Consider the following 21,779-nt stretch of genomic DNA (forward strand, 5'->3'; position numbering starts at 1 on the left):
GTGTCCTCGTGCTGGTCAGATGTTCACGTCGGCCAGCCGCGCGGCGCGCTTCTGGTGTTCGGTTTGCCCGCGCGCCGGCGGTACGGTCGAGCGCACGCCCGGGGGTTTGCCACGCGGGACGTCGGCAGCGGGCGCCTTGGCTTTCGCCTTCGGCTTCAGCTTGCCGTCCGCGATGTCTTTGCCGAGCATGTAGTAGTAGACGGCCTCGCGCGAAGCGTTGCGCCCTGCGCGTCGTTCGTCCTGCACCGCCTGTTCGACTCGATCGCGATAGCGCGCGCGGTGCGGATCGCTTGCCATCTTTGATTCGAACAACGTCTGATCGCGCAGGTCCTGCGCCTGGAACAGCGCGGCCTGCGCAGCCTGTTGGCTTTGGCGGAGCGTCCGGTTGGACTGGATTTGCCAGCGCTCCATCGGGTCCAGATTCGGATCGCGCAACCGTTCTTCCTCGCGCTGAAACTCGGGGTCAGCGACAGGTGCGGTCGGCGCGGCCGCGCGCGATGCGTCGACCATGCGCCCGCGACGTTCTACTTCTGCCTCGAGTGCCGCAAGCCGATCTGCTTCAGTAGTCGTGCGTCGTGCCGGCGCGCTGGGTTCGACGAAATCGAATTCGAGATCGTCCTCCGAAATATCGCCAGCAGGATCGCCAGCGCCAGGATCAGCGCCGCCAGCGTCATCAGCACTAGCGCCGCCGCCTCCAGCATCACCACCAGGATCCGCCGGGTCGGCATCGTCGACGCCAGGAAACAGGAAACCGAGAAGTCGCTGCAGGAGCTTGATCATGGCGGCCCTTACGATTGCGTGCCCGTACCAACCGCCTGAAGCGTTGCGGTCGTCGCGCCGGTGATGGTGACGATGAAATCGCGCCAGGTGTTCTGCGCGATCGACATGGTGCCGCCGAGCGTCCAGCCCGTGTTTGTCGTCACCGTCCAGGCAAACGCGCCACTGGAGCTGTTGATGATGCGCAGCTGAAAGCTCAGGCCGATCGGGGCGTTCTGAACCACCGTCGGCAGCTGCGCGATCAGTGCAGCAACGGTCGGCAATTGCGCGTTCGCGCCGGCGCCAAGCGCTCCGGTGAGGTTCAGGAAGTTCTGCGCGGCGCCAGCGATCTGTGCAGCCGCGAGCGTAAAGCCGGAGGTGTTCGCCGCTGCGTTGTAGCCAGTTTCCTGGAACGGGTTCATGCCCAGAACCGCGTTGTACAGGCCGATCTGATCGGGCATTGCACCGTTGTCCGGGATGCTCGGCGGGTTGCCGGCGCCGACCGCCGGGAATACAAGGCCGAACAAACGGGCCAGAATTTTTTTGCGCACGATGATCTCCTGATCAGGGTTCCGCACTTTTTATTCCGGTTTCCCTGTTTCTCAAAAGTCACCTCATCCGCGTTGCCCAAATTGTTCCGTATCCCGAATTCGTGGACCCACTGAAATTGGACAACATCACCAAGTAATACGTCGTGGTGGCGGTGATATTCGCGCGAGTACATCCGACTGGGAAGGATTGTCCGGCCCCTGTCGCAAAGGTAAGGTTGAGCAACGCGAGTGCGCCACTCGTCACTGGTGGCAGCGTCGCTGATGTCGCGCTTACGCCTCCTTCGATGACCGTTTGGATTGTCGAAGCGTTGGGATTGGTCGCGATGGATCCGCATACCTGCCAGTCTCCAGCGGAAAGAGACAGGGAAGTGATATTGGCGGGTGTCGCGGTCGTTAAAGCAACTGCCGACCCAGACGACACGGAACTGGAAGGATGCTCCCCAATGCTGCCAGCTTGAGCATTGTCTCCAGCAGTTGTGCCTTGAATGCCTATTGAAGAAACTGGTTGAATTAGACCGCCAAAGAAATATTTGGCCGACGCATTACCTGCCGAGCTTTGGAAAGACAAAACTTGGTTGGCGCCTACCGCGATTTGATAGTCTTGAGCAGTAGCACTAGCGTCACGATAATTCAGAAGCAAATTGTCGCTTGCGACATTCGCGCCGGTCTGTGCAGCGGCAGTAATATTTACATTAGAATTTAGGTTAATCGAGTGAGCAGTAGCGCCCGCTCCATCCGTGATGTTGAACGCTCCATTTGTGAGCGCCTGAAGCGTCCAGTTATAAGCAGTGCCCGAACCATTCGTATATGCGAGCTGAATCGGTTGACTTGCGAGATTATTCCCGCTCGTACCACCGAGCATCCCACCGTACAGGGCGACATTCGACGAGCCGTTCGACGACACAAATGAATGCGACCACGTGGCAACTCCTGGATTCTGTGTTGATAGAGAGCCAACCGTAAATCCGTCTGCGCCTGCGGGCTGCACAAGCGACGATCCGAGCAACGAAATCCCCTGGATATTGGTCCCTGTCGACGTCGCAGTCAGATCGTACTCGGCGCCAATCATGTTGATGCCAGTGAAACTCGACGTGTTGTATGTCGTATTGTCCTGGAGGATAGCGTTTTGCGCCCAGCACCCGCCGTTATTCACGGCGCATGTTTGTACGCTGAAATAATTCACGCCATTACGCGACCCTGCGGAGGCGGGGTTTTGATTCACGACGTAACTTCCGAATCCATTAACACCAGTGAGAGTCGATCCATTCGGTATGACAACCGTAGATTCCGTGGCATCGAAATCTGTCCCGCCGCCGTTAGTAACCGTGTTGTATATCTGGTTCCCAATGCTCGTACTTTGCGTGCGGGCCGCAATGTAAGCACCGGGCGACGTATAAGCAGCCGTGATGTTTCCGCCGGCGACATTCGGGCCAGCAGAATTGACCGTCGTAAAGGCACCTGTCGATGGCGTACTGGAACCGATCGGACCGGGTGCTGCAAACGTCGCCCCGCCGAGAGTCGCCGCGTTAATCGACGAATTGCAGGTGAATCCCGTGCTTGAGGTCCAGGTCAAGGCGTTCGTGGTCGCACTACACGAAGGCACCGCAAGTGCCGTAGGGCTCGCCGTCGAGCCGGTACCGTTTCCGATGATCGTATTGGCCGCTTGCGTCGCATGGTCTGCAAGTGTGACCAGCCCGGTCGCCGTAAAGCTGCCGGTAACCGTCGGTGAAGCTATCGTCGGCGATGCTGCAAGCACGACAGACCCCGACCCGGTAGAAGCTGTAAAGCTGTACGTGCCGGCGCCCGTCCTGCTCATGAAGCCGGTCGACGCAAAACCCGTGATGTTGTCGAGCGCCGTGCCACTGGCTGAAGCGCTGTTCGTACCGCCGGATGCGACCGGAATCGGCGGGCTCAATCCGCTAATCGTGCCGCCCGTAATTGCGGCGTGCGGGATCGTCGCGGTGCCGTTGATCGCGACATTGTTGTACGTCGGGCTCGGATAACTTTGCCCCAGGGCAATCACCGAGAATGCAAGCGACAGCGCTGCGACGATGAATTTCTTCATGGGTGCCTCTACGACAATGCGAGGGTGCCCCCGTTGTTCCAGAGCACGCCGGACGTTGCGGGCAAGGTAGTCGGCAGACTGAGAAACCAGGCGAGCATGATTGCGTTGAATATGGGGCCGCTCCCGGTGCCGATCTGGTTAAGCGCGACGGTCGTCTGTTGCGCAAGGGAATTCACCGCGGCCTGGATGGTTTCCGGCGGTGCATCCTTGCCTTCGGCGCGAATGAATGGCGGGGTGATGCGAAATGCGTCAGACATGGAGCGCCTCCAGCCTTTCCTGAGAGCTCGGGTGCAGCGCACTGCCCGGATGCGGGTGCCGACGCAGGAACATGCGCATGCCGACCGCGAGACCCTGCTCCTTCACGTACCGATCAGCAGCCAGCTCCTGTTCGCGCACGCGCGCGAAAACCCATTCAGGCCGGAAGATCAGCTGCAGCGTCAGCAGCCACCAGAGCCGGCGCCACGGATCCCGATGAATCAGGTGCGCGCGCTCGTGCGCGATCACGGCATCCTTCTCGATGTCCGTCAGCGATCGGAAGAAGATGCCGGTCTGGATGGTTCCCCACGGCGTGCACCGGGCCACGAAGCGTTTCATCGCGGCCCCGCCATCGGTGAGGCGATCTGATCCGGGTGGATCATGCCGGCCGGTCCCTGCGGCCGCGGCTGTCCCGGCTGTGCGCCAGGGCGCGGCGTGCCTGCAACGCCCGGCCCCGCGCCGCCCGGCACGCCGGGTTGCCCCTGCGGCGGGGTCGGCGCCTGCTGCGCCTGGAGCTTCGCCTGCATGGCCTGCTGATGCTGCTGGATATGTGCGCGGAACAGCCCTTGCTGGTCGCCGGTGAGCTGCGCCGCCTGCAGGTGCGCGGCGATGTGCGCGCGATCGTCGTCGGCCTGATGGATCTCAGCCGGGAGGCCGTTGTGCATCATCAGGTTTTCGTCCTGCGGATCGAGGTGGAACAGATTCCGCTCGTCGATCAGGATGCGCGGCGCCACCTCCGGGCCGAAGATCTGCTCGGTACCGTACTCGAGGATCGGCCCGATGTTCAGGCGCCGGCCGTCGAGCTGCTGCGGCGGGATGCCGCGCAGCACGTTCATCCACGCGATCATCTGCTGCATGCGCTGCAGGTTCTGCTGGTACGACGTGCCGCACCAGCGGAAGAAGTAGCGCTCGCCGAATGCCTGCGGCGGGATCGTCTGCAGGTTGGCGCGCGCGCCGAGCTCGCCGAGCACCTCGACTGTGAGCTCCTCGGTGCGGAACTGCCGATCGAGCTCGAACATCCATTCGAGCAGCGGATTGAGAATGACTTCCTCGTACCGCTTCGCGTTGTCGATGATGTTCGATTCCTGCTGCTGCGCCATGGCGGCCATCTGCGCCTGGTTCTTCCGGCCGGCCGGCATTTTCCCGAGCATGGCGTCATTGACGTCCATCGACTCGTTGATCTGCTGCTTCAGGTTCTCGCAGAGCGGGATCGCGTCCTTGTAGATGGCCGGGAAGTTCGCGAACTTCGTTTTGTTCGGGTCGGTCAGCCACACCGCGGCGAGCCCGACCACCATCGACTGGTAGTTCGGATTCGACAGCGGGTCGACCATGGTGATCGGCAGCAAGCTGTACTGCGCCGAGTCCTGACCCATGTTCCAGAAGTCGTTCAGGTTCCACTGCAGGAACTTGACCGGCTCGATTTTCGAAATGCCAAAGAACGAGCCCGTGATGCGCTCGATCGGCGCCGAGATGATCGGCCGCTTGCCCGACCAGAACGGGTTCCGGATGATCCCGAGGATCACGTCCTGGCCGGCGAAGTAAACGAAGCATGGTTCTTTGCCGTTGCCCAGATCCAGATTCGTGTGGACCTCGTAGATCAGCGCGTACTTGAACGTGCCTTCCGTGCGGATGCCAGCGTCTCCAGTCCGCTTCTTGGGCGGCACGTACTTCTCGCGCCCGCCGTCCGGCTTCGCCAGGTTGTCGACCAGCTCCTTCGCCGAGACGCCGATGAAGATGCCCTCGTCGACGAACTGCTGCACGGCGTCGATCGTCAGCCGCAGCCGGATCGCGGTCGCGGTGGCCTTCTCGATGTCGTTACAGGTCGGCGGGTAGACGGCCAGGTCCTCAGTAGCGAACGGTACGATGTCCGGCCCCTCGGTCGTGACCTCCTTCGTTTCCTTCTCCCAGTCCCATTCGTCGTCGTCCGCAGCGAGGTCTTCAACCTCCCCGCCGAGCTCATGGTCCTCGAGGATCGGCGGTTTCTTGATCAGCTCGGTGATCCGGCGCTGCGTGCGCGACCAATCGATGTACAGGTTCCACTGCCCCGTCACATCGCCGGCGATCAGGTCCGCGCGAACGACGTCTTTCACCGCGGCCGAACGGATGTAATGCTCGAGCAGGCTCACCTGCGCGAACGGGATGGTGCCGTCCGGGCCGGTCGCCCCAACATGCTTGTGATTCACGGGAAAGAGCTGCGCCAGCGTGCGCTTCATGCGCGCATTGACGGCGTTACGAACCGCGGGGATGTAGCACTGGGAGTTGCCGGAGTACTGCTGGTTCTCGTCCGGCTGGGCGTTGTAGATGGACCAGTACTCGGCGCAGCGGTCCATCTGCTCCTGCTTGTTCTCGTAGCACTTCGCGATCTTCGGATACAGCTTCGCCGCTTCGGTGTAAGCGTCGGAATCGGGCCGGTCGGCCCAGTTCTCGATCTCTTCGCCCGTCTTCTCAGCATCGAGGGCCCGCGCGTCCAGTGTTTCGACCGCGGGCTTGTCGTCCTGCTGCTTCGGCTTCTTCGGGCGGGCCATGGAAGAATCAGCCGATCACCTTGCCGCGGAGCTTGCGCTCGAGCGAAGTGCCGGTGCCGCGATCACGCGGCGTGCGCTTCGGCCGATCATCAGTGTTCGGCTTCTTCGAGGTCTTCTCGGCGAAGAAGTCGCCGACCGGGCGCGACTCGGAGCGCGTACCCTGGAATTCGCGGCGCGACTTCATGATCACAGACCCGGCTTCGACAGCTTTTCGCGCATCGGGCCGCCCGACATGCGCTCGCCGACCTTCTCCGCGCGGCCGTAGGCGCCGCCCTGCTGCTTGCCCTTGTAGAAGTCCGACGGGCGCTGCGACGGCGCCTTGGGGGTGATTTTTCGATCGACTGCCATGGTCATCTCCGCGGCAAAGTGGTCAGGTAGCTCACGCCCTGCGGGTTGACGCCCATGTTCACGCCTTCCGGCAGGACGTCCTCGCGCTGCGAGCAGATCACATACACGGCCGCTTCCAATCCCTCTGTGAGGGTACGGTGCGGACCAGTCTCGGGGAGCGTATTCCGGTTTCCCGCGCGATCGACGGGGTAGTTGTAGCCACCGGCCATTGCGTTGAGCGTGTGCTTCGCTCCTTCCTGGTCGACTTGGAACAGACGTCGTGCCTTAGCCTCGGTGCGGATAAGCGGAGACAAGGAGCCCCGAGCCACGTTCACGTATGCCCCGCGCATCGGATACATGTTCGCGGCGCGAAGCGCAGCCACGATCGGCATGCGATCGGCTTGGTCGAGCACGTCGGCCGGTAGCCATGTCGTCACGCGCGCGCGAGGGAACGCAGCGCGCACAAGCTGAGTGATGTCGGTTACCGCTTCCTTCGGAGGTACTGGCGAAATCCAGTCAGCAACGACGACAATGCGCTGGCCCTCGATGCAAACCAGTGCTGCAGTTGTCTCCGTTCCGTTCGAGTTGAATGCCAGGCCAAGCGGGTGCTGCTGGCTCGGCTCGTACTCGGTGACGAGGTTCCACTGGCCGAAGTCCTCGTATACCGGCGACCCCGAGAAAACGCGCTGGAAGTACGCGAGCGCGTTCAGGACGTCGCGCTTGCCGCTGGGAAAATTCAGGATCTCGGCGACAAGCTTGGGGTGCGCACCGTGCCCGCCGACCAGCACGATGTCGCCGGCCTCGAAGAATGGCTGCATGCCCATGATGAACTGCACCTTGTCCCGGTCCTGCGGGGCGGTCAGAGGACGCAGTGCGAGCGTCACGCCACGGCGGAGCATTTCCGCACGCATCGGCTGTAGCAACCACTCGTCGAGCGAATTCTTCTCGATCGCGACGGCCGCGTCACCGTACCGCGCGGACGTCTTGAACGCGTCGTCGATCACTTCGTCGGGCTTCCAGAATTCACCCGAGCTCGCATGGACGTAGATCTTCGTACCGAATCGGCTGACGACCACCCGCCCAGTCCGGTCGCTCTTCTTCACGTCCGTTGTCCGTGCGGGGTCGGTGATGATGACCTTCGGCAGCCATGGCGCAGGGTCGATCACACATTCGCGGATATGCTCACTCTCGAACGGCTTGTCCTGCGAGCCGATCGCCATGAGCATGTATTCCTGCATGAAACCCCGGAGTTGTCCGGCCCGCTCCATCTCGTCTCGCTTCCGGCGGATCCAGTCCATCGGATAGCGTTCCGGCCACAAAGCCTCCGTGGCAGGGTCGTCGATGTCTCCGTTGCAAATCGGGTACCGCCGGCTCGTCCAGTCCGGGTTATCTCGAAGCCTGGTGATCATGCAGTCCTCGGCCAACGGCGTCCCGGTGACCCGGATCTTGCCCTTGACCTTGTCCATCGCCGGGATCAGCTCGAGGTAGAGCTTCCGCATAGAGGCATCGACCGCAGCCTTGTCCTTGACCCGCTCCTTGTTCTCGATGTCGTCGAGATACGCCCGGTCCGGCCGAATGTCGCGCCACTTGAAGCCTCGGAACTCCTCTTCCCAGCCGTGCGCCTCGAGCAGCACACCGTTCGAAAGCTCCATCTGGTGCTCGTTCCAGACGCGCCCGGCCTCCTTCAGACGCCCGAACAGCCCCTGCAGCTTCATGTTCCGCGTCGCCTCGAACTTGATCGCCTCGAGCCGCTGGCATGCCTTCGTGTAGGTCTCACCGATGATCAGGCAGTACCCGAAGTTGCCGAAGCACGCCTCGATCAGCAGATGCTCTTCCGACAGCGTCGACTTGGCACCCTCCCGAAATGCCTCGATCAGCACCCACTCGTCGGCACATCGCCACAGGTCCATCACCTCGACGTGGAACGCCGGCGATGCCTGCGGATGCCGATGCGGGAACAGCATCGCAGAACCAAGCGCCCGGTCGTCCGAGATCGCGGTAAGCAACGCTGCATTGGTCAGGGCCATGAGATTCCTCCTCGCGGAGGATCATCAATGTTTTTCCCTCGTGCGGATTGGAGAGAGGGTTCGCGAAATTTCGTCACCCCCGTCCGTGGGGCCCTGGGGTGGTCCCAAAGTTGGGATTTCGTAAGGCAAGGATGAGAATTGCTCTCATTATGAGGTGATAATGCCCCGTTTCGACCGATAGCACCCATTATGTCAAATCCATGTGCATCGCACCAACTCAATACAATCAATGACTTATACATCTTCATGGTTCGACTGATAGACCGATCACGACGAACGCACCGCAACATGAAAGCTTTCGAATGTGACAGAAAGGAAATTGAATGGATGAAGGCGAGGCAGAAAACAGGTGTTTTTTAGGCACGTAGGACACCCTCTTCCTCCACCTTTCCTTCCTTTCCCCTCTCCGTCCCTGAGCCTTTTCTCGCGCGTACGTGCGCGCACGCGAGAGAACGTTGCCGGCACGAAGCCAATTGCTACACTGGCGAATCACCTAAGAGGTCATCATGACGATGCGCACGTACACGCACCTCTCATGCTCTTGCGGGCACCGCGGCACGCTCGTGGAAAGCGAGAACGATCAGCCGTACTCGGCCGAATGGAGCAGCGTCAAATACGTCGATGAAGATATGAGCCAGAAGAGGCCGGGAGACCATTCAACGTTCGCCGAGGCCGGCAGAAAGTGCCCCGCTTGCGGGAACTAGCGTTCTCCGGAGTGACGGAGATCACGTCTCCCTCAATGGACAGGCGCGTACGCGATGCTATCGATGCGCGCCTGGTACATCCATTCATCTCGATCGGCGAATCCGTTGATTTCCGCGCAGTAGTCCGCCATCTGCTCGAGCGTCGGCGGAGTCGGCGTCGAGATAGTGGCAAGCAGTGTGCCGCCAGACGTGAAGATAGCGTACGCGATCATGTTCAACTCCGGACCGATGGAACGGGCGCAACCTCCCACCCGCTTTTTTTAGAAGCGTTGCTAGGCCGAGGGTGGTATATCCGGATTCGTGCAGACTGCTGCGCCCTTGTGCGGTAGCCATCCATCTGCGCGTGGCGGTGCGACTCCGCCATTCGTCCACGTTTATTGAGCCGGCTCGGCACCGGTTATTCAGGGCTGGGCTAATGGCCCCCACTACCGTTTCTTCTATACCGCTCCCGGTTATTTGCGGTTATTCCTTACTGCACATGCTTCCAGCGCGCTCGGGTAACGACGAGGTGAATCTGCTTCTGGCTCACGCCGAATTGCTCGGATAGAACCGTCTGTGTTGCCTGTTTAGCCGAGTACAGCCGCCGAATCTCGAGGACGTCTTGCTCGGTCAGTTTGGAGGAATGCACTTGCTCACCTCGCACTTGGCGGCCAGCCTCTGCCTTTTCCTGCTCATTCGCTGCCCTGGTTGCCCAATGCAAATGCTTAGGGTTGCAGCAGAGGCGGTTGTGGCACCGGTGAGCACTTTCTGCCTTTTCGTATGGCTGATCTCCATGCACCAATTGACACGCAACTCGGTGCGCGCGGAGGTTCTTCCCACGGGCGAAGAATTGCCCATACCCATGCGTGATGGCCGCCAACCATGGCCAACACTCGTCTTCACCGCACTTGCCAACTTTCGACCAGAATCTCGCAATGTCTTTTTCAGACAGATTCATCGCTCTTGCTCCCGCGCTGCCTATTTGCGACGTCCGCTTCGTTGGCGATCTGGCAGACGCGACACACCCATCTCTTCCCTTTCGCTTCACGCAGCACGGCAACGATGTTCAGCCGCCAGAGGCGCTTGCATTGCGGGCAGATGGAGGATTCGAGGCGCATTCCAGAAAAGAATGCCCGGACTGGCCGGGCGAATCACCGTAGTGAAGGAGACGCGACCAAGTTAGTCCGGTTTCCCTCTGCTGATGATGCTGCACATGATCTGATGGGGTTCGAGCGGCGTCAGCTCTGCGACTTCCACGCCTCCGACCGGGAGAGGCTTCTGAGTGCGTGCGTAAAGCAGAATTTCGCCCCGCCTTAGGCCCTTGGACGCTGTCTGCTTCGAATATGTGATCGTACTGGCCACGTAGACATATTTCTCTTCGGTCAACGCTTTGAGGTACTTCGAGATGGTTCCGCGAGGGACACCGAACCGCAGGCTCAGGTGAGCCTGGCTCTGCATCCCCTCCTCCTCAAGCAGTTCGCAAATGCGCCGGCCGATGAGATCCGGGCTCGACAGGTTGCGCAGCGAGATCATAAGCAGGCGCCTTCCAGCGCCGCCCATCGCGATATGACACGCTCAAGCTCCGTCGGCTCAGGCACGCGAAACGGCGCGCTAACGCGTGCTTGGTCACCCTGCCGGCGCTCGGCAATACGCGCGGACTTCGGCGTAAGCGGGACGACCGCCGGGATCGGCTTCTCGGTACGGGCATAGCGCTTGGGCTTTCCCGACGCCGAAACGAATCCAGCTTCAGACAGCGCGTCGAGCTGACGCGCCGTCGCCCGCGGATGAACGCTTCGCACCTCTGCGATCTCGTTGATCGTCATGGCACCATGACTTGCCAAGAGCTGGCAGATCTGCCGCTGCGCCGACCCGTTGCGCTCGATCTGCTTCATGCCTCTGCCTCCTGTCCGGCCCGGCTGAACGGCAAATAAACGTATGGCCGGCGGGATTCGCTCGGCCCGAACTGCATGCAATCCCGGTTGAAGAACAGCGCAAGCGACCGGCGTTGCGTCTCGCCGTTTCGCGCCTTCAGTAGCGTCAGGAACGCATCCGGTTCTTCGACACTCTCGTCGTCCTGATCCTTCTGCGCCGACCAGACCGAGAACACGTTGTCCGCGGCGTCCGTGATCTTTCCGCTGCCGCCGACGTCCATCTTTCCGGGACTCCGCTTTTCATCCTGGCCCTTGCGCGGATGGGCGACGAGGTGCACGTGGACGTTGTACTGGCGCGCGAAGTTCGCGAGCAGGCGCATTGCCTCCTTCTGCGCCGTCATCGCGCCGTGGCCGTCCTCCGGGACGTCGGTCATCATCAAGCTGTCGATCACGAAGTGGCGGATGCCGTAGCGCTTGAAGCCGTACGTGAACACTGTCACCAAGCGCTCGATCGCGGCGACGCCGACGAGGTCGAAGACCCACATCCGATCGCGCAGCCACGCGCCCATGTGGTCGAGATACTCCGGCGCCGGCCGATCAAGTCCGCCCAGTTGCTTCGCGAGCCGCTTGCCCTGCATCTCCGGCCGCATCTCGCCCGAGAAGACGCACGCGCGCTCGCCTTGGCACATCAGGCCGATGAGCACCTGGCCAAGTAGCAGCGACTTCCCATGCCCGTTGATGCCCGTCCAGACCGTCACTTCGCCCGGTCGGAACTCGAACCACAGTTCGTTGCGACCGCAGAACGACAGGTACGCGCAGCTCTCTTCCTCGTGTGCCGGGTAGAACATCGATTTGACGTTCGACCAGAAGCGCTCGATCGACTTGAGTTCGTCCGGATCGAAGCCCGATGCCTGATCGCAGCAACGGCGAAAATCTGCAGCGGTGGCACCGGACAGCAGGTATTCGTTCGCGTCTTTCGAATCGTCGAAGAACACAACGCGGCAACGCTCGATGCCGAGGCGATTCGCGACCTCGTGCGCCCCTTTCCGGCCGGCCTCGTCGTTGTCATAGCAGAGCAGGATCTCGCTGAAGCGTTCAAGCCGTTCCCAGTCGCTGTCGATCCACTGGTGGTTGCCGGCGCCGGCATTCACGGACAGCGCGGGAATGCCGACTTGGTGCAGCGTCATGGCGTCGATCTCGCCCTCCGCGATCGCAACGACGCGCTGAGCGGGATCGATCAGATTCCAGCCGAACAGGCACGGCTCGGCGCCGGCCTCCTGCCGCATGTCCTTCTTGTCCGCGATGTTCCGGTACTTCGCGTTGATCAGCTCGCCGCCGCGGAGGTACGGAAACACAATGTGCGTCTTCGGCCCGTTGGTTTGCTCGGCGATTTGGAAAGCCTTCACGGTTTCAGGCGTGATGCCGCGGCCGCCAAACCACTCGTCCAGCAGGCTCGTCGGTCGCGTTGCCTTCGGCCGTGCCGGACGCTGATACGTCGGCGCTTGGCGCTTCGGCATGTCATCCCGCACGCCGAGGAACTGCTTCGCCTCACGCATGGCATCGGCTACGGACATCGACCGGCACGCGCACCAGAGATCGAGCAAATCCCCACCGTCTTCGCCGGCGAAATCCCTCCACACGCCCCGCTTAGCGCCGCTGAGGCATACCGACAGGCTCTGCCCCTTCTCGCCCGCCGTGCTGCCGGATTTCCATTCCTTGCCCGACTTTCGACCGTTAGGCAGGAGGTGCTCGACGACCGTCTGCGCGTTCTGCGCCAAGAGTTCGGCCAGTTCTCGCGCGTTCATGCCCGAGCCTCCTGCCGTACGCCGTTCGCCCAGAGATGGGCCGATCGCTCGCTGCAGCCGGCATTGGTTGCCTGCCATTGGTACGTGAAACCCGCGGCCTTCCACCACGGCACGGTATCGCCGCCCGCGAAAAGGTCACCCGCCGCGGGCAGGGACTTCGCGAATTCCTCGAAATGCCGGTCACGACCGAAGAACGTAGACGCCTGCTTGACATACGGCGTCCCGATGTTGCCGGCAGCCGCCATCGCCGCAGCGTAGGCGGCCACCGCTGCTACCAGCACATCCGGGTCGATGCCTTCACGGATCCGAGCGTTCCAAGCCCGCAGCGCAGCCTGCTTCGAATTTGAGCCTTCACGCTTCGGATACTGCCGCCATGCATCATCGAATTTCGAATCGCACGAACGAGTAGGTTTACTTCCTGGTTTAACTTCCTGTTTTGTGGTGCTGTCAGCACCTACCCCTCCCTGCTGTGAGCACCCACCCTCGGTGCTGTCAGCACCTACGGTAGGTGCTGCGTGCACATACCCGTCGGTGCTATCAGCACCTACTCCCCCTACGGATGACCCCACCCTCAGGAGATACTGATTCGGGAGATTTACGCCGTTTTGAGTCTGGCGTCGAATCTCGATCAGGCCGCACTTCTCGAGTTCCGCAATCGCACGTCGCACGGAGTCACGGCTCATTCCGCACTCTTTCGCCAGCCGGTCGTGCGATGGGTCGCACCGTCCCGTATGTGCGTTGCAGCAGTTCGCCAGCATCAGCAAGACGAGCTTTTGGAGGGCCGGCAAGTCCTGCTCGACGGCCCATGTCATGGCTTGGAAGCTCATCGCATCGACTCCTGGATGGCCAGCTCCATGACGAGTCGCTGGTCGGCGCTGCGCCCGCGGATCTCGCTGTACATCGCGTGCTTGCAGACGCGCCGCCAGAGAGGCGTTGCGGCCGGCGATTCGAGCAGCTTGCCGATCGCGCTGATGCGGAGCTCGCGCTCGTAGTCGGCTCGGGCCTGCCCAGTTACTTCGGTGACGTCCGCCTGCTCGATCGACCAACCGCAGAGATTCGGCACGCTGAATCGTCGCAGGTGCCGCGGCGCCGAAAATGTCTGACACGGCGGAGTCGTGACGATCACATCATCTTCAATGGTTTTCATGCTTACCATCCTTGCCGATAATCCACTAAGGATTACTAAACGGCCATAAAAAAGCCCCGCGCTTTGGGGGAAGCAGCTGGTCAGGCTGAGCGGCTCGCCGGACAGGTTCGGCTCACCTCTTCCCCCGAAACACGGGGCGCCTGTCTCATTCGCCGATGACCAGTCGACGTCCATAGGCTATTTCGGTTTCCCGGCCAAGCATCGCCCATCAATGCACGCCGGTGACGCAGTTGTCGCAGTGGAATTGATCTGTGATTTCACGCCGCCTCCCGCTCTTCCTGAGGCGCCGCGGCATAGCCAAGCGGATCGGCCAGCCACCGGTGCACTTCGGCGTTGCTGTAGCAGGAGTGGGTGCGGCTCATCCGGATCGGCTGGGGAGCCTTGCCGGCGAGCCCCAGTTTCCGCCAGGACTCACGGCACATCGGAATAAAGGGCGCGATCTGAGCCCATTTGGAGAGGCCGACCCGCGGGAGGATCGGCTCGATCGGCTTGCCGGGATCGGCCTGCGCGGCTGTCTTCTTCACTTTTGCTCACCGTTGGAGAAGTTGGTGAGCTAATGCTACTTATTCGTTGAATTTTTAGAAACGGCGGTTGTTCTCACGAATATGCGAATCTACCGCCCCGACAGTTGTTGCTAAATTTTCGCAAACTACTGTCGCGACGGATCCATTCGAACAGCCGACATCAAGTTTTACCCTCACGAAGAAGCCGCCAGTAGTTCTGCTGCATCGACCCGTAGTTTGCGCATTGGCGCTCGATCGTGCGCAAATCAAGCCGAGACACGAACCCATCAATTTCCATAAGTTCGGCAATCACCGCCGCCTTAGCCGAACCACAATGCTGAACGTTCGTGTCAGCCATTTTATAGACGAACAATCTCGCTCTAGCAGTGCCATCGAGCCGTGATATCGGATACAAGATGTTCGGATCGAACTTCTTCATCTCTGACAGCCTCGAAAGCATGTCTTCCGAATTTCCTCGCTTCGATTGAAATTGCTTTATAAAAGTTCGCTTTCGACCAACTCTCTCGAATAAACTCGATGCGATAGGATCGTCGGCCAAAGATTGCAGCGCCTCAACCGCCTTTATGGCATTTTCAACATTAGATAAATATAATTTCCGACGAGACGAAATTAATTCAGCACTATTAATATAATGATACTCATATAAAGCATAAACACAACTGCCAACCCATCCATACACACTGGGGCCAGAAAATATTCTGTTCCTTATTATATTAAATCTAAATCCATCAACCGCAGCCCATGGACGCAATCTCTCGATTGCAGAAGAAACAAAAATATCCCTATGCGCGCGCATTTCAGACAACCCGCCAATTCTCTCAACATAAGGAAACATTCTATTGATTGCCACACCAAAAGAAGGCGATTGGTCCAGCCACCGCATAACCGGCGTATGATGAATCTCTGTTTGTCGCCTAACCATCTCCTCGTAAGCACGAGCAAGGAGTCGCGCGAATTCCCCCTCATTATTGACGAACAAGGATTTAGTTGCTTCCCAATAGATGTGATCTTCCGAACCTCCCTCGACTCTCCCAGGGTTATCATAAAACTTCGGCTCAAATGAATATCTTTCGTACAAGTCCAAACACGCAATAAAATCATCAACGCTTGGTACTGTCATAATTTCACCAGTATTTTTCCGCCAAGTGAGGCCCTGCTATCGCCCCGTAGGGCTAGGCGCGGTTATAACTGTCAATATCCTTCCGCTTCGTGCTTTGTCAGATCCAGCGCCGTATTAGGTGCCAACGCAAAGATTTCAGTGAATCTAGACGCGTGCTGACACGGGGCCGTTCTATCGACCAATTGGACATCGCGCTCCAGGATGAAGATCCGATCCACCCTTTCAATCGCTTTCCACACGTGCTCTCGGACCAGCCCATGCTCTACCTGATATCCAATCAGCAGCGGTCTTCCCCCGGAAGTCAAGCCATACACCCGGCCCTCCATCACATGAGTTCTCTCCAACTCGTCGATATACGCTACTACGCATCCACCTGGTAAAGACGCTCTAAGTTCTGCGTCGGCTGTAGCGGGATTTTGAGTGCGCGATGCCAGGCTTCGATATGGAAACGCATCGATCCATGGACGTTCAAACGCCGGCGTCGGCTTCTTCTGCGACTTTCTGGACTTCGTCATCACTCCCCCCGCTCTGCAGTCGATAGTGAAAGAACGCGCGTGCGCTCGGTCGCCCAAGCGTCGCGGTCCTCGTTAGCAAGCATATTGTGCGGCAAGCCATACTCAAGCGCTGACACGATACGGCTGCGGCCGTATGGATCGATCTGATGAGCGATCGCAAGACATTCCCGGAGTGTCATTGTCTCGATCCGGCCGTCGGTATGCATGAGTTGAAAAATCGCCGGCTCTCCGTCACAAAGCAGTGAGTCGCCGAGCCATTTGAGTGTGCTGGCCGGTACGCGAACGTCAGTCATGACGCACCTCCTTGCCATCGCGCGCAATAGCCATGACAGCGGCATCGAGCAAGCCCTTGGCTATTTCGAGGGACGTGAGAACGGCATACAAATGGCTCGAGCTTGCGGCGCTATTGGAGGCAGTCTCGTTCAACACGTCGCGTGCGATCGCCAGATGGCATGACGAGGCTTCCAGGGCATCTACCAGCGGCAAGCCTGCAGTGATCGACAGAAAACTGGTCACTACACTGCTGCCGGAAAGCAGCTCGGGAGCGGTCTTCAGCGCACGAATGTCAGTCATGGCGCACCTCCACAGACTCGTTCGCGCGCTTGGCCAGTTGCAGGCCTTCCACCATTCGATCCGCAACTTCCGTCAGGTACTGGCCGATCAGCTCGGCTGCGTTCAGCAGCCCCAAGTGAGCTGCTTGCCCGAGAGGTTCAGCGTTCGACATTCCCGGCTCGCAGCTGCTGTTATGAACCAGCCGAGAAATTGTCGTGATCGCGTCAGATGCGCGGTACACGTCCGCGATCAGGTTTGCCGGAACCATGGCGAATTCGCTGTCGTCGCCGGTGACCCAATGGTCACTCATCATGGCGCCGCGAAACGTCGGATCGGTATAGTCAGGTTGGGGAGTAGAAACTGCGAACGCGTTTGAACCAGGCATGTCGGCCTCCTATGGATGTGGAGACCCGCGCCCCATCGCCAAATGGGGTGGGCGGGCGAATGACAGGGTTGGCGAACCGGCCCATAGGAAACCGGCAGACCCGAAGGTCTCCCCACCATCGCCCACCCGTAAATTGTACAGGCGTGCTCAGGCCTACGGACGTAAAAAAACCGCACTTCGGCGGTTGTCCGCCTATGGAGTCAGGTCGCCAAACCCGGTCGCTGTTGTTTCAGCGATGCAACAAGGGTAGCCCCGAGAAAACCCTCGGTCAAGGGGAATTTTCAACGGCCGCAGTCGTCACGGTTCCTGCTGCGGCAACCGTCGCGAGCTCGGATCCAACTCATCGGCCTTCGCCAGCGCCCACTGGCGCCACGACGAATAGTCTTCGGCCCGCTGTGCGCCGCCTGTATGTCTTTGATCGAGCGACTGCACGTATCGACGAATCAGGTCGGCGTCGTTCCAATCTCGCACCTCTTTCAGAAGGTCGTCGACGCGGCGCTTCTCCACTTTTCGCTCGGCCTCTCGCACCGCGGCCTCTTCCCGTATCAGCCTGATCGCTTCGTCGCGCTGTCGATCTCGCCTGAGACGTTCGAGCGATTCAACATGGCGAGTCTCGATCGCGGACACGATGTCAGAAAGCCGGTCGAGAATGTTGGAATCCTGATGGTCTTTGAACCGCATGGCCTGGTCCGAGTACTCGTCGATGATGAGTTCGAGGAGACCAGACCCAAGGATGCCATGACCGAGAAATCGATCCCTGTCTTCATCATCGAGCTTCTCCGTGTTAGTACGGAAGCCTCTTTCGACGAGACGTACCCTGACCGCGGCCTCGTCGCGGATAAGGTCAATGTGATGACAGCGATATCCCATCCTGGTCGTGAACCCTCGCGCCGCGGCTGCAACACAAACACAGTCGAGTATTTGCAGCGCTCGTTCGCGCTTCAGCTTGCTACTCCGGATCACTTCATGATCGTAGGCTCGACGCTCGGCATCGCCAGGTCGCGGCGGGAAATACTCCTCCCATGAGATCCATCGCTTCGCGGTTCGCTGAGCCTCATGCATCTGCGCGATCCGCACGACGACCGGATCCTTCAAGCCACGTGCAAAATCCATCTGGCGCTTCGACATGGGAACCTCGATAGTGTCGAATACGAATCTCTGCAATGTCGATCGGCGTGCAACGTCTGACAATACCATTCCCGACCTATGAAGACCGTCTTTATCCTCTTGGCCCAATATGATGCGCGCGCGATCATTCCAATCGAAGATGTCTGCCGGGACTACTTCGCCCCGCTCACGGTCGCGACATTGCTGCGGAAGATCGGCGCCGGCGAAATCCGGCTCCCGATAGTTCGAATGGAAAAATCGCAAAAAGGCGCAAAGGGAGTCCACATCTCGGACCTCGCGGCGTTCATCGACAAGCAACGCGCCGCCGCTATCAAAGAGTACGAAACGTTTCATGATAGGAAGTGGATTGCCGAGTAGCCACCTCGCCCCGATCAAATCACCAATCGGGCTTCCAGCCTGTCACCTCAGCGTACACATGCGTATAGCCGAGCGCTGCAAACAAATGATATCGATGAAACCCGGCGAGCAATTCGTAGCGTACCTCTCCTGGCCGCTTGTACACGCTCAATGGCGGCAACGGAATACCATCCCTCACAGCGTCCAGTATGCTGGTGCTTCGAATCACACCGGGCCTGTCCGGATCTGGTTTGTCGAAGTTTGGAGTACCCACATTTCTCCGAGGTGAATCGATCAAATCAATCGCAATGATTTCACCGCCAGTACTCGCCGGCGCCGAACTGGCTGGGAGGAAGTCGGCCATCCCAGCGTCGACAACCAAGGCCCGCGCCTCCGACAAAACCTGTGAATCGATATGCCTCATGATGCGATGGTCTCGATCAAATGCTTCATTGTTCCAGCATTGCGCTGGGCGACATCGCGATAGCAGTTGTTGAACACGACGTGCACGTTTGCCGCGCGTCCTGACATTTCCGCGATCGGTTCTGCAAGTTCGTGCAGCTCCTCTTCACTGTATTCGTAGTTGAACCGCTCGGCCGCCGACTCGGACCCACTCCACGTCGAGGCGTTACGTCCGTGAAGCCGCACGATCGCCAGTTCAGGCGACGTCACATCCCAGATCGAGTGCACGCGCTTCGTCACCCCTTCCGGAGCATCCACGATGACGTGCACGATTCCGCGCGCGCGCTCCATCGCGAGCGTCGATTCGCGGTGCTTCTCGTCGAACCAGCTCTCGTGCCGGAATTCGAAGGCGGTGAGCAGTGGGTGCATGCGCTCGGCGCAGTGCTCGACATGCGCGAGCGATTTCGGCGCCGCGGTCACCCAGTGCGGGAACTGGAACAGCACTGCTCCGAGTTTTCCTGCCTCGTGCAGCGGGCGTAGCGCCTCAAAGAAACGCGACCACAATTCCTCGACGATCGGCGCCGGCACATCCTTGTAGTACAGGTTCTTTTTGCCGGTGTTCGGTAGCTCGGCCTGCAGATCCTTGGGGATGAACTTGGGTTCGGTCTGGTGACCGGTGAAGAGGCGAAACGCCTTCATGTCGAAAATGAAGTCCGGCGGCGTCCGCGCGACCCAAAGCGCGCTGTTGCTGGCGCTCGGCATCGCGTAGTATGAAGAATCCACCTCGACCACCGGGAAGACGCTGGCGTAATACCGCAGGCGCGCTTCCGCGCTGCTGCAGCCAGGCGGATAGAAAGCGCCGGACTCGATGAGCGTCTTGTCGGTCCACGAAGCCGTGCCTACCAGAATCGACATGCCAGCCTCCGGTGAGATGTCGGGGCCGAGATCGGGCAGTCCGGCCGTCCCCAATTTTTCGCCTTGACGCCACCATCTTAGCCCACGATACACTGTGTTTTTATACAGTGCTTCAGCCGTGATCAAACCTCAGTGGGCTTACATCTGGGAGTACAGCTTTCTGGGCGACAAGAACCGCCTGAGGACCCCGATCGAGCTCACGAAACGTGAATTTGAGTTTTGGCTCGACAAGGATCCAAGGTCGAGCTCCCTAGTTACGTACACACCAATCGAAGCGACCAGGATCGACCGCAACCGCGTTCCGCTCACGGATCGGCGGTTCAAGCTGCGTCCGGCAGTGCCGGAATTTGACGCGCCGACCGAGGCCGATCTGCGCGCGCTATGGCGCGAGTACAGCGACCTTCAAGTCCGATGGTTGATTCTCGAAATCCGCGCCCTTCGAAAATCGCTCGAGCGCGTCGAGGAGTGGTACACGTACAGCGACAAGAACGTCGCCAACAAGGGCGATCTAGCCGGCGCACAGGGCCAGTTGCATCGACTGATGCACCTGCTGCGCGAGGAGATGCAGCGCGCGGGGATGAGTTAATCGGAACATGACCTGCTGATGTGAAAAGCCCCGCTCGTGGCGGGGCTGAAACTTTGACAGGGCACATTAAGGCTATCGGCTCAACTTGCGCGGGCCAACTCCTTCAGCTCTTCGAGTGTCGGCGGCCGATCACCGTCAGGATGACAGTACACAAACTGATTAAAGGCTGATCCGAACCCCTCTCTAAAATACTTTTTAATGCGCTTCTTAAATCCGCTTACCCCTTGCCCATCAGCCGACCGAATGTTCATATGGCAGGGGTCATCGTTTCCTTCCGATTTTTCGAATGCTGCCACAGTACGCTCCGGCAGTTCCGTAAATCGCCAGTAGATCGCTGGATCAGAGGATTGAAGGGCGTAGAACCGACGGATATGATCGCAGATTCCTCCAGACGCTTGCTCTGCGCAGTTTGCGCAAAATACAGACGTTCCGCCGTCATTCGATGGCTCGAAAGCCATTCCATTCCAGCATCCTTCGAGTTCGTCGAAATGCTTAGGGTGTAGGGCGCGGACGTACATATTTTTTTAGCGTGCGTTACTAATTTGTCGATAGCCTGCGATACCGACATCCCCTCTTCGAACTCAATCTCATCGTCCGCAACGTCGTAACTAAACGTCACTTGATACCGTGCGTCGACCTCGGTCTCAATAAGATTGTCGCCATGTCGGAAGCTAACAAGGACGGATCCCTCACTACCAGGAAACGCATTCGCTCGCCAAAGGCCATTCCTTACCCCGGCCTTCACCAAGTTAAGAGCACCAACCAACGCCATACTGGCCGGTGCACGACCTCGACCGAAATGCCAACCATCTGGCAACCTAGCGAACGAAATAATCTTGTCCTCAACGTAGCGGAGGCGCTCCAATCGCTCCGCCAAGGCCGTCTCAGACACTGTCGGCGCGCTGTGCTCAAAAAAATAGAGATTCATTTTGAGCTCGGATTTGTAGCAGTCCCTGAGGCTTGTAGGCGTTCGCTCAGCTCATCTGATGATGGCAGGGACATCCCCACCGCCTTTTCGAACTGGTCGATCCCTTCTCGTAGCTTTATCGCCAAGCTGCGCAGCGTCTCATGCGACAAACTGACACGCCCGACCACACTATCATTTAGATTCAGGAATATGGTCGCATCGCTGGGCGAATATGCAATGCCAAATCCGTTGCAATAAAGATGCGGCACACCCGCCGACGACAGCCTCCGCAAGAACTCGTCTGGAGGCAGGGTACCGGGCTGCATCGGAGCGTTGGTGACGTCGGACATGGTTGTGATGACCTTGTAATTTTACAAATGATGATAACTCTAGCGAG

The 21,779-nt window shown here is 59.5% G+C and carries 28 protein-coding genes; 2 read left to right on the plus strand and 26 right to left on the minus strand.

Translation table 11 applies throughout. The features are described 5' to 3' along the window. Positions 1 to 15: 15 nt before the first annotated feature. From WS57_RS37335 to WS57_RS28270, 22 genes are all read right to left on the minus strand, one after another. Complete coding sequence (locus WS57_RS37335; protein ID WP_155774356.1) at positions 16 to 780, minus strand: hypothetical protein; 765 nt, start codon at positions 778 to 780, stop codon at positions 16 to 18. A gap of 8 nt (positions 781 to 788) precedes the next feature. Then, complete coding sequence (locus WS57_RS28185) at positions 789 to 1,307, minus strand: hypothetical protein (RefSeq protein ID WP_155774357.1); 519 nt, start codon at positions 1,305 to 1,307, stop codon at positions 789 to 791. A 58-nt stretch (positions 1,308 to 1,365) separates the two neighbouring features. After that, positions 1,366 to 3,372 (minus strand): beta strand repeat-containing protein, encoded by a 2,007-nt coding sequence (locus WS57_RS37340; RefSeq protein ID WP_155774358.1) that lies wholly within the window; start codon positions 3,370 to 3,372, stop codon positions 1,366 to 1,368. An 8-nt stretch (positions 3,373 to 3,380) separates the two neighbouring features. Continuing rightward, positions 3,381 to 3,629, minus strand: a complete 249-nt coding sequence (locus WS57_RS37345; RefSeq protein WP_155774359.1) for a hypothetical protein — start codon at positions 3,627 to 3,629, stop codon at positions 3,381 to 3,383. Next, on the minus strand, positions 3,622 to 3,966 hold the full coding sequence (locus tag WS57_RS28195; RefSeq protein ID WP_069245156.1) for a M48 family metalloprotease: 345 nt from the start codon (positions 3,964 to 3,966) through the stop codon (positions 3,622 to 3,624). The genes WS57_RS37345 and WS57_RS28195 overlap by 8 nt, the downstream gene beginning before the upstream one ends. Continuing rightward, positions 3,963 to 6,152 carry a hypothetical protein gene (locus WS57_RS28200; protein WP_069245157.1) on the minus strand — a complete coding sequence of 730 codons (2,190 nt, stop codon included), beginning with the start codon at positions 6,150 to 6,152 and terminating at the stop codon, positions 3,963 to 3,965. Before WS57_RS28200 ends, WS57_RS28195 begins: the two co-directional genes overlap by 4 nt. 7 nt (positions 6,153 to 6,159) lie before the next feature. After that, a complete protein-coding gene (locus WS57_RS37350; RefSeq protein WP_155774360.1) occupies positions 6,160 to 6,336 on the minus strand; it encodes a hypothetical protein in 177 nt (58 codons plus the stop codon). A 2-nt stretch (positions 6,337 to 6,338) separates the two neighbouring features. Further along, entirely contained in the window at positions 6,339 to 6,500 is a 162-nt protein-coding gene (locus WS57_RS37355) for a hypothetical protein (RefSeq protein ID WP_155774361.1), read from the minus strand. A 2-nt stretch (positions 6,501 to 6,502) separates the two neighbouring features. Then, positions 6,503 to 8,506, minus strand: a complete 2,004-nt coding sequence (locus WS57_RS28205; RefSeq protein WP_069245158.1) for a hypothetical protein — start codon at positions 8,504 to 8,506, stop codon at positions 6,503 to 6,505. A gap of 736 nt (positions 8,507 to 9,242) precedes the next feature. Continuing rightward, a complete protein-coding gene (locus WS57_RS28210; RefSeq protein WP_069245159.1) occupies positions 9,243 to 9,422 on the minus strand; it encodes a hypothetical protein in 180 nt (59 codons plus the stop codon). Positions 9,423 to 9,679: 257 nt separating this feature from the next. Next, entirely contained in the window at positions 9,680 to 10,147 is a 468-nt protein-coding gene (locus tag WS57_RS36325) for an HNH endonuclease signature motif containing protein (RefSeq protein WP_081337672.1), read from the minus strand. A 221-nt stretch (positions 10,148 to 10,368) separates the two neighbouring features. After that, on the minus strand, positions 10,369 to 10,722 hold the full coding sequence (locus WS57_RS28215; RefSeq protein ID WP_069245160.1) for a winged helix-turn-helix domain-containing protein: 354 nt from the start codon (positions 10,720 to 10,722) through the stop codon (positions 10,369 to 10,371). After that, positions 10,719 to 11,081 carry a helix-turn-helix domain-containing protein gene (locus WS57_RS28220; RefSeq protein WP_069245161.1) on the minus strand — a complete coding sequence of 121 codons (363 nt, stop codon included), beginning with the start codon at positions 11,079 to 11,081 and terminating at the stop codon, positions 10,719 to 10,721. Before WS57_RS28220 ends, WS57_RS28215 begins: the two co-directional genes overlap by 4 nt. Then, on the minus strand, positions 11,078 to 12,865 hold the full coding sequence (locus tag WS57_RS28225) for a toprim domain-containing protein (protein WP_069245162.1): 1,788 nt from the start codon (positions 12,863 to 12,865) through the stop codon (positions 11,078 to 11,080). The genes WS57_RS28220 and WS57_RS28225 overlap by 4 nt, the downstream gene beginning before the upstream one ends. After that, positions 12,862 to 13,692 carry a helix-turn-helix domain-containing protein gene (locus tag WS57_RS36330; RefSeq protein ID WP_081337673.1) on the minus strand — a complete coding sequence of 277 codons (831 nt, stop codon included), beginning with the start codon at positions 13,690 to 13,692 and terminating at the stop codon, positions 12,862 to 12,864. The genes WS57_RS28225 and WS57_RS36330 overlap by 4 nt, the downstream gene beginning before the upstream one ends. Beyond that, a complete protein-coding gene (locus WS57_RS28235) occupies positions 13,689 to 14,012 on the minus strand; it encodes a hypothetical protein (RefSeq protein WP_155774363.1) in 324 nt (107 codons plus the stop codon). Before WS57_RS28235 ends, WS57_RS36330 begins: the two co-directional genes overlap by 4 nt. 257 nt (positions 14,013 to 14,269) lie before the next feature. Continuing rightward, positions 14,270 to 14,536, minus strand: a complete 267-nt coding sequence (locus WS57_RS38125) for a transcriptional regulator (RefSeq protein ID WP_236871927.1) — start codon at positions 14,534 to 14,536, stop codon at positions 14,270 to 14,272. 160 nt (positions 14,537 to 14,696) lie between these two features. Further along, positions 14,697 to 15,656 carry a hypothetical protein gene (locus WS57_RS37360; RefSeq protein ID WP_155774364.1) on the minus strand — a complete coding sequence of 320 codons (960 nt, stop codon included), beginning with the start codon at positions 15,654 to 15,656 and terminating at the stop codon, positions 14,697 to 14,699. 514 nt (positions 15,657 to 16,170) lie between these two features. Further along, a complete protein-coding gene (locus WS57_RS28255; protein WP_069245165.1) occupies positions 16,171 to 16,464 on the minus strand; it encodes a hypothetical protein in 294 nt (97 codons plus the stop codon). Next, positions 16,457 to 16,744 (minus strand): hypothetical protein, encoded by a 288-nt coding sequence (locus tag WS57_RS28260; protein WP_069245166.1) that lies wholly within the window; start codon positions 16,742 to 16,744, stop codon positions 16,457 to 16,459. Before WS57_RS28260 ends, WS57_RS28255 begins: the two co-directional genes overlap by 8 nt. Then, a complete protein-coding gene (locus tag WS57_RS28265) occupies positions 16,737 to 17,108 on the minus strand; it encodes a hypothetical protein (RefSeq protein WP_155774365.1) in 372 nt (123 codons plus the stop codon). Before WS57_RS28265 ends, WS57_RS28260 begins: the two co-directional genes overlap by 8 nt. Positions 17,109 to 17,405: 297 nt before the next feature. After that, positions 17,406 to 18,236 (minus strand): hypothetical protein, encoded by an 831-nt coding sequence (locus WS57_RS28270; RefSeq protein ID WP_155774366.1) that lies wholly within the window; start codon positions 18,234 to 18,236, stop codon positions 17,406 to 17,408. A 78-nt stretch (positions 18,237 to 18,314) separates the two neighbouring features. On the opposite strand from WS57_RS28270, the gene WS57_RS28275 reads away from it, so the two are divergent. Then, positions 18,315 to 18,593, plus strand: coding sequence for a pyocin activator PrtN family protein (locus WS57_RS28275; RefSeq protein WP_069245169.1), 279 nt, complete (start codon positions 18,315 to 18,317; stop codon positions 18,591 to 18,593). Positions 18,594 to 18,612: 19 nt separating this feature from the next. Here WS57_RS28275 and WS57_RS36335 read toward each other — a convergent pair whose 3' ends face one another. Then, the gene (locus tag WS57_RS36335) at positions 18,613 to 18,996 is read right to left on the minus strand and encodes a hypothetical protein (RefSeq protein WP_081337674.1); all 384 of its coding nucleotides are present in this window, start codon (positions 18,994 to 18,996) and stop codon (positions 18,613 to 18,615) included. After that, a complete protein-coding gene (locus WS57_RS28280; RefSeq protein ID WP_069245170.1) occupies positions 18,993 to 19,889 on the minus strand; it encodes a DUF72 domain-containing protein in 897 nt (298 codons plus the stop codon). The genes WS57_RS36335 and WS57_RS28280 overlap by 4 nt, the downstream gene beginning before the upstream one ends. 94 nt (positions 19,890 to 19,983) lie before the next feature. Here WS57_RS28280 and WS57_RS28285 point away from each other — a divergent pair, with 94 nt between their 5' ends. Next, on the plus strand, positions 19,984 to 20,475 hold the full coding sequence (locus WS57_RS28285) for a hypothetical protein (protein WP_069245171.1): 492 nt from the start codon (positions 19,984 to 19,986) through the stop codon (positions 20,473 to 20,475). Between the two features lie 247 nt (positions 20,476 to 20,722). Here the strand turns inward: WS57_RS28285 and WS57_RS37365 are convergent, their stop codons facing one another. Together WS57_RS37365 and WS57_RS37370 are read right to left on the minus strand one after the other, a co-directional pair. Beyond that, positions 20,723 to 21,403: a hypothetical protein gene (locus tag WS57_RS37365; RefSeq protein ID WP_155774367.1), complete on the minus strand. Its 681-nt coding sequence runs from the start codon at positions 21,401 to 21,403 to the stop codon at positions 20,723 to 20,725. Then, on the minus strand, positions 21,400 to 21,732 hold the full coding sequence (locus tag WS57_RS37370; protein WP_146122073.1) for a hypothetical protein: 333 nt from the start codon (positions 21,730 to 21,732) through the stop codon (positions 21,400 to 21,402). Before WS57_RS37370 ends, WS57_RS37365 begins: the two co-directional genes overlap by 4 nt. Positions 21,733 to 21,779: the final 47 nt, after the last annotated feature.

This window comes from Burkholderia pseudomultivorans (genome assembly GCF_001718415.1).
In the GTDB taxonomy this organism is placed as follows: Bacteria; Pseudomonadota; Gammaproteobacteria; order Burkholderiales; family Burkholderiaceae; genus Burkholderia; species Burkholderia pseudomultivorans_A.

Excerpts from the sequence above, each read along its gene's own strand:
- WS57_RS36325 (WP_081337672.1), bottom strand. The coding sequence starts at position 10,147 with ATGAATCTGTCTGAAAAAGACATTGCGAGATTCTGGTCGAAAGTTGGC.
- WS57_RS28220 (WP_069245161.1), bottom strand. The coding sequence starts at position 11,081 with ATGAAGCAGATCGAGCGCAACGGGTCGGCGCAGCGGCAGATCTGCCAG.
- WS57_RS28270 (WP_155774366.1), bottom strand. The coding sequence starts at position 18,236 with ATGTCGAAGCGCCAGATGGATTTTGCACGTGGCTTGAAGGATCCGGTC.
- WS57_RS28210 (WP_069245159.1), bottom strand. The coding sequence starts at position 9,422 with ATGATCGCGTACGCTATCTTCACGTCTGGCGGCACACTGCTTGCCACT.
- WS57_RS28215 (WP_069245160.1), bottom strand. The coding sequence starts at position 10,722 with ATGATCTCGCTGCGCAACCTGTCGAGCCCGGATCTCATCGGCCGGCGC.
- WS57_RS28195 (WP_069245156.1), bottom strand. The coding sequence starts at position 3,966 with ATGAAACGCTTCGTGGCCCGGTGCACGCCGTGGGGAACCATCCAGACC.
- WS57_RS28200 (WP_069245157.1), bottom strand. The coding sequence starts at position 6,152 with ATGGCCCGCCCGAAGAAGCCGAAGCAGCAGGACGACAAGCCCGCGGTC.
- WS57_RS28260 (WP_069245166.1), bottom strand. The coding sequence starts at position 16,744 with ATGACTGACATTCGTGCGCTGAAGACCGCTCCCGAGCTGCTTTCCGGC.
- WS57_RS37360 (WP_155774364.1), bottom strand. The coding sequence starts at position 15,656 with ATGACAGTACCAAGCGTTGATGATTTTATTGCGTGTTTGGACTTGTAC.
- WS57_RS28255 (WP_069245165.1), bottom strand. The coding sequence starts at position 16,464 with ATGACTGACGTTCGCGTACCGGCCAGCACACTCAAATGGCTCGGCGAC.
- WS57_RS37340 (WP_155774358.1), bottom strand. The coding sequence starts at position 3,372 with ATGAAGAAATTCATCGTCGCAGCGCTGTCGCTTGCATTCTCGGTGATT.
- WS57_RS28265 (WP_155774365.1), bottom strand. The coding sequence starts at position 17,108 with ATGCCTGGTTCAAACGCGTTCGCAGTTTCTACTCCCCAACCTGACTAT.
- WS57_RS37370 (WP_146122073.1), bottom strand. The coding sequence starts at position 21,732 with ATGTCCGACGTCACCAACGCTCCGATGCAGCCCGGTACCCTGCCTCCA.
- WS57_RS28235 (WP_155774363.1), bottom strand. The coding sequence starts at position 14,012 with ATGAAAACCATTGAAGATGATGTGATCGTCACGACTCCGCCGTGTCAG.
- WS57_RS37345 (WP_155774359.1), bottom strand. The coding sequence starts at position 3,629 with ATGTCTGACGCATTTCGCATCACCCCGCCATTCATTCGCGCCGAAGGC.
- WS57_RS36335 (WP_081337674.1), bottom strand. The coding sequence starts at position 18,996 with ATGAGGCATATCGATTCACAGGTTTTGTCGGAGGCGCGGGCCTTGGTT.
- WS57_RS28280 (WP_069245170.1), bottom strand. The coding sequence starts at position 19,889 with ATGTCGATTCTGGTAGGCACGGCTTCGTGGACCGACAAGACGCTCATC.
- WS57_RS36330 (WP_081337673.1), bottom strand. The coding sequence starts at position 13,692 with ATGAGCTTCCAAGCCATGACATGGGCCGTCGAGCAGGACTTGCCGGCC.
- WS57_RS37355 (WP_155774361.1), bottom strand. The coding sequence starts at position 6,500 with ATGGCAGTCGATCGAAAAATCACCCCCAAGGCGCCGTCGCAGCGCCCG.
- WS57_RS37335 (WP_155774356.1), bottom strand. The coding sequence starts at position 780 with ATGATCAAGCTCCTGCAGCGACTTCTCGGTTTCCTGTTTCCTGGCGTC.
- WS57_RS37350 (WP_155774360.1), bottom strand. The coding sequence starts at position 6,336 with ATGAAGTCGCGCCGCGAATTCCAGGGTACGCGCTCCGAGTCGCGCCCG.
- WS57_RS37365 (WP_155774367.1), bottom strand. The coding sequence starts at position 21,403 with ATGAATCTCTATTTTTTTGAGCACAGCGCGCCGACAGTGTCTGAGACG.
- WS57_RS28275 (WP_069245169.1), top strand. The coding sequence starts at position 18,315 with ATGAAGACCGTCTTTATCCTCTTGGCCCAATATGATGCGCGCGCGATC.
- WS57_RS28225 (WP_069245162.1), bottom strand. The coding sequence starts at position 12,865 with ATGAACGCGCGAGAACTGGCCGAACTCTTGGCGCAGAACGCGCAGACG.
- WS57_RS28205 (WP_069245158.1), bottom strand. The coding sequence starts at position 8,506 with ATGGCCCTGACCAATGCAGCGTTGCTTACCGCGATCTCGGACGACCGG.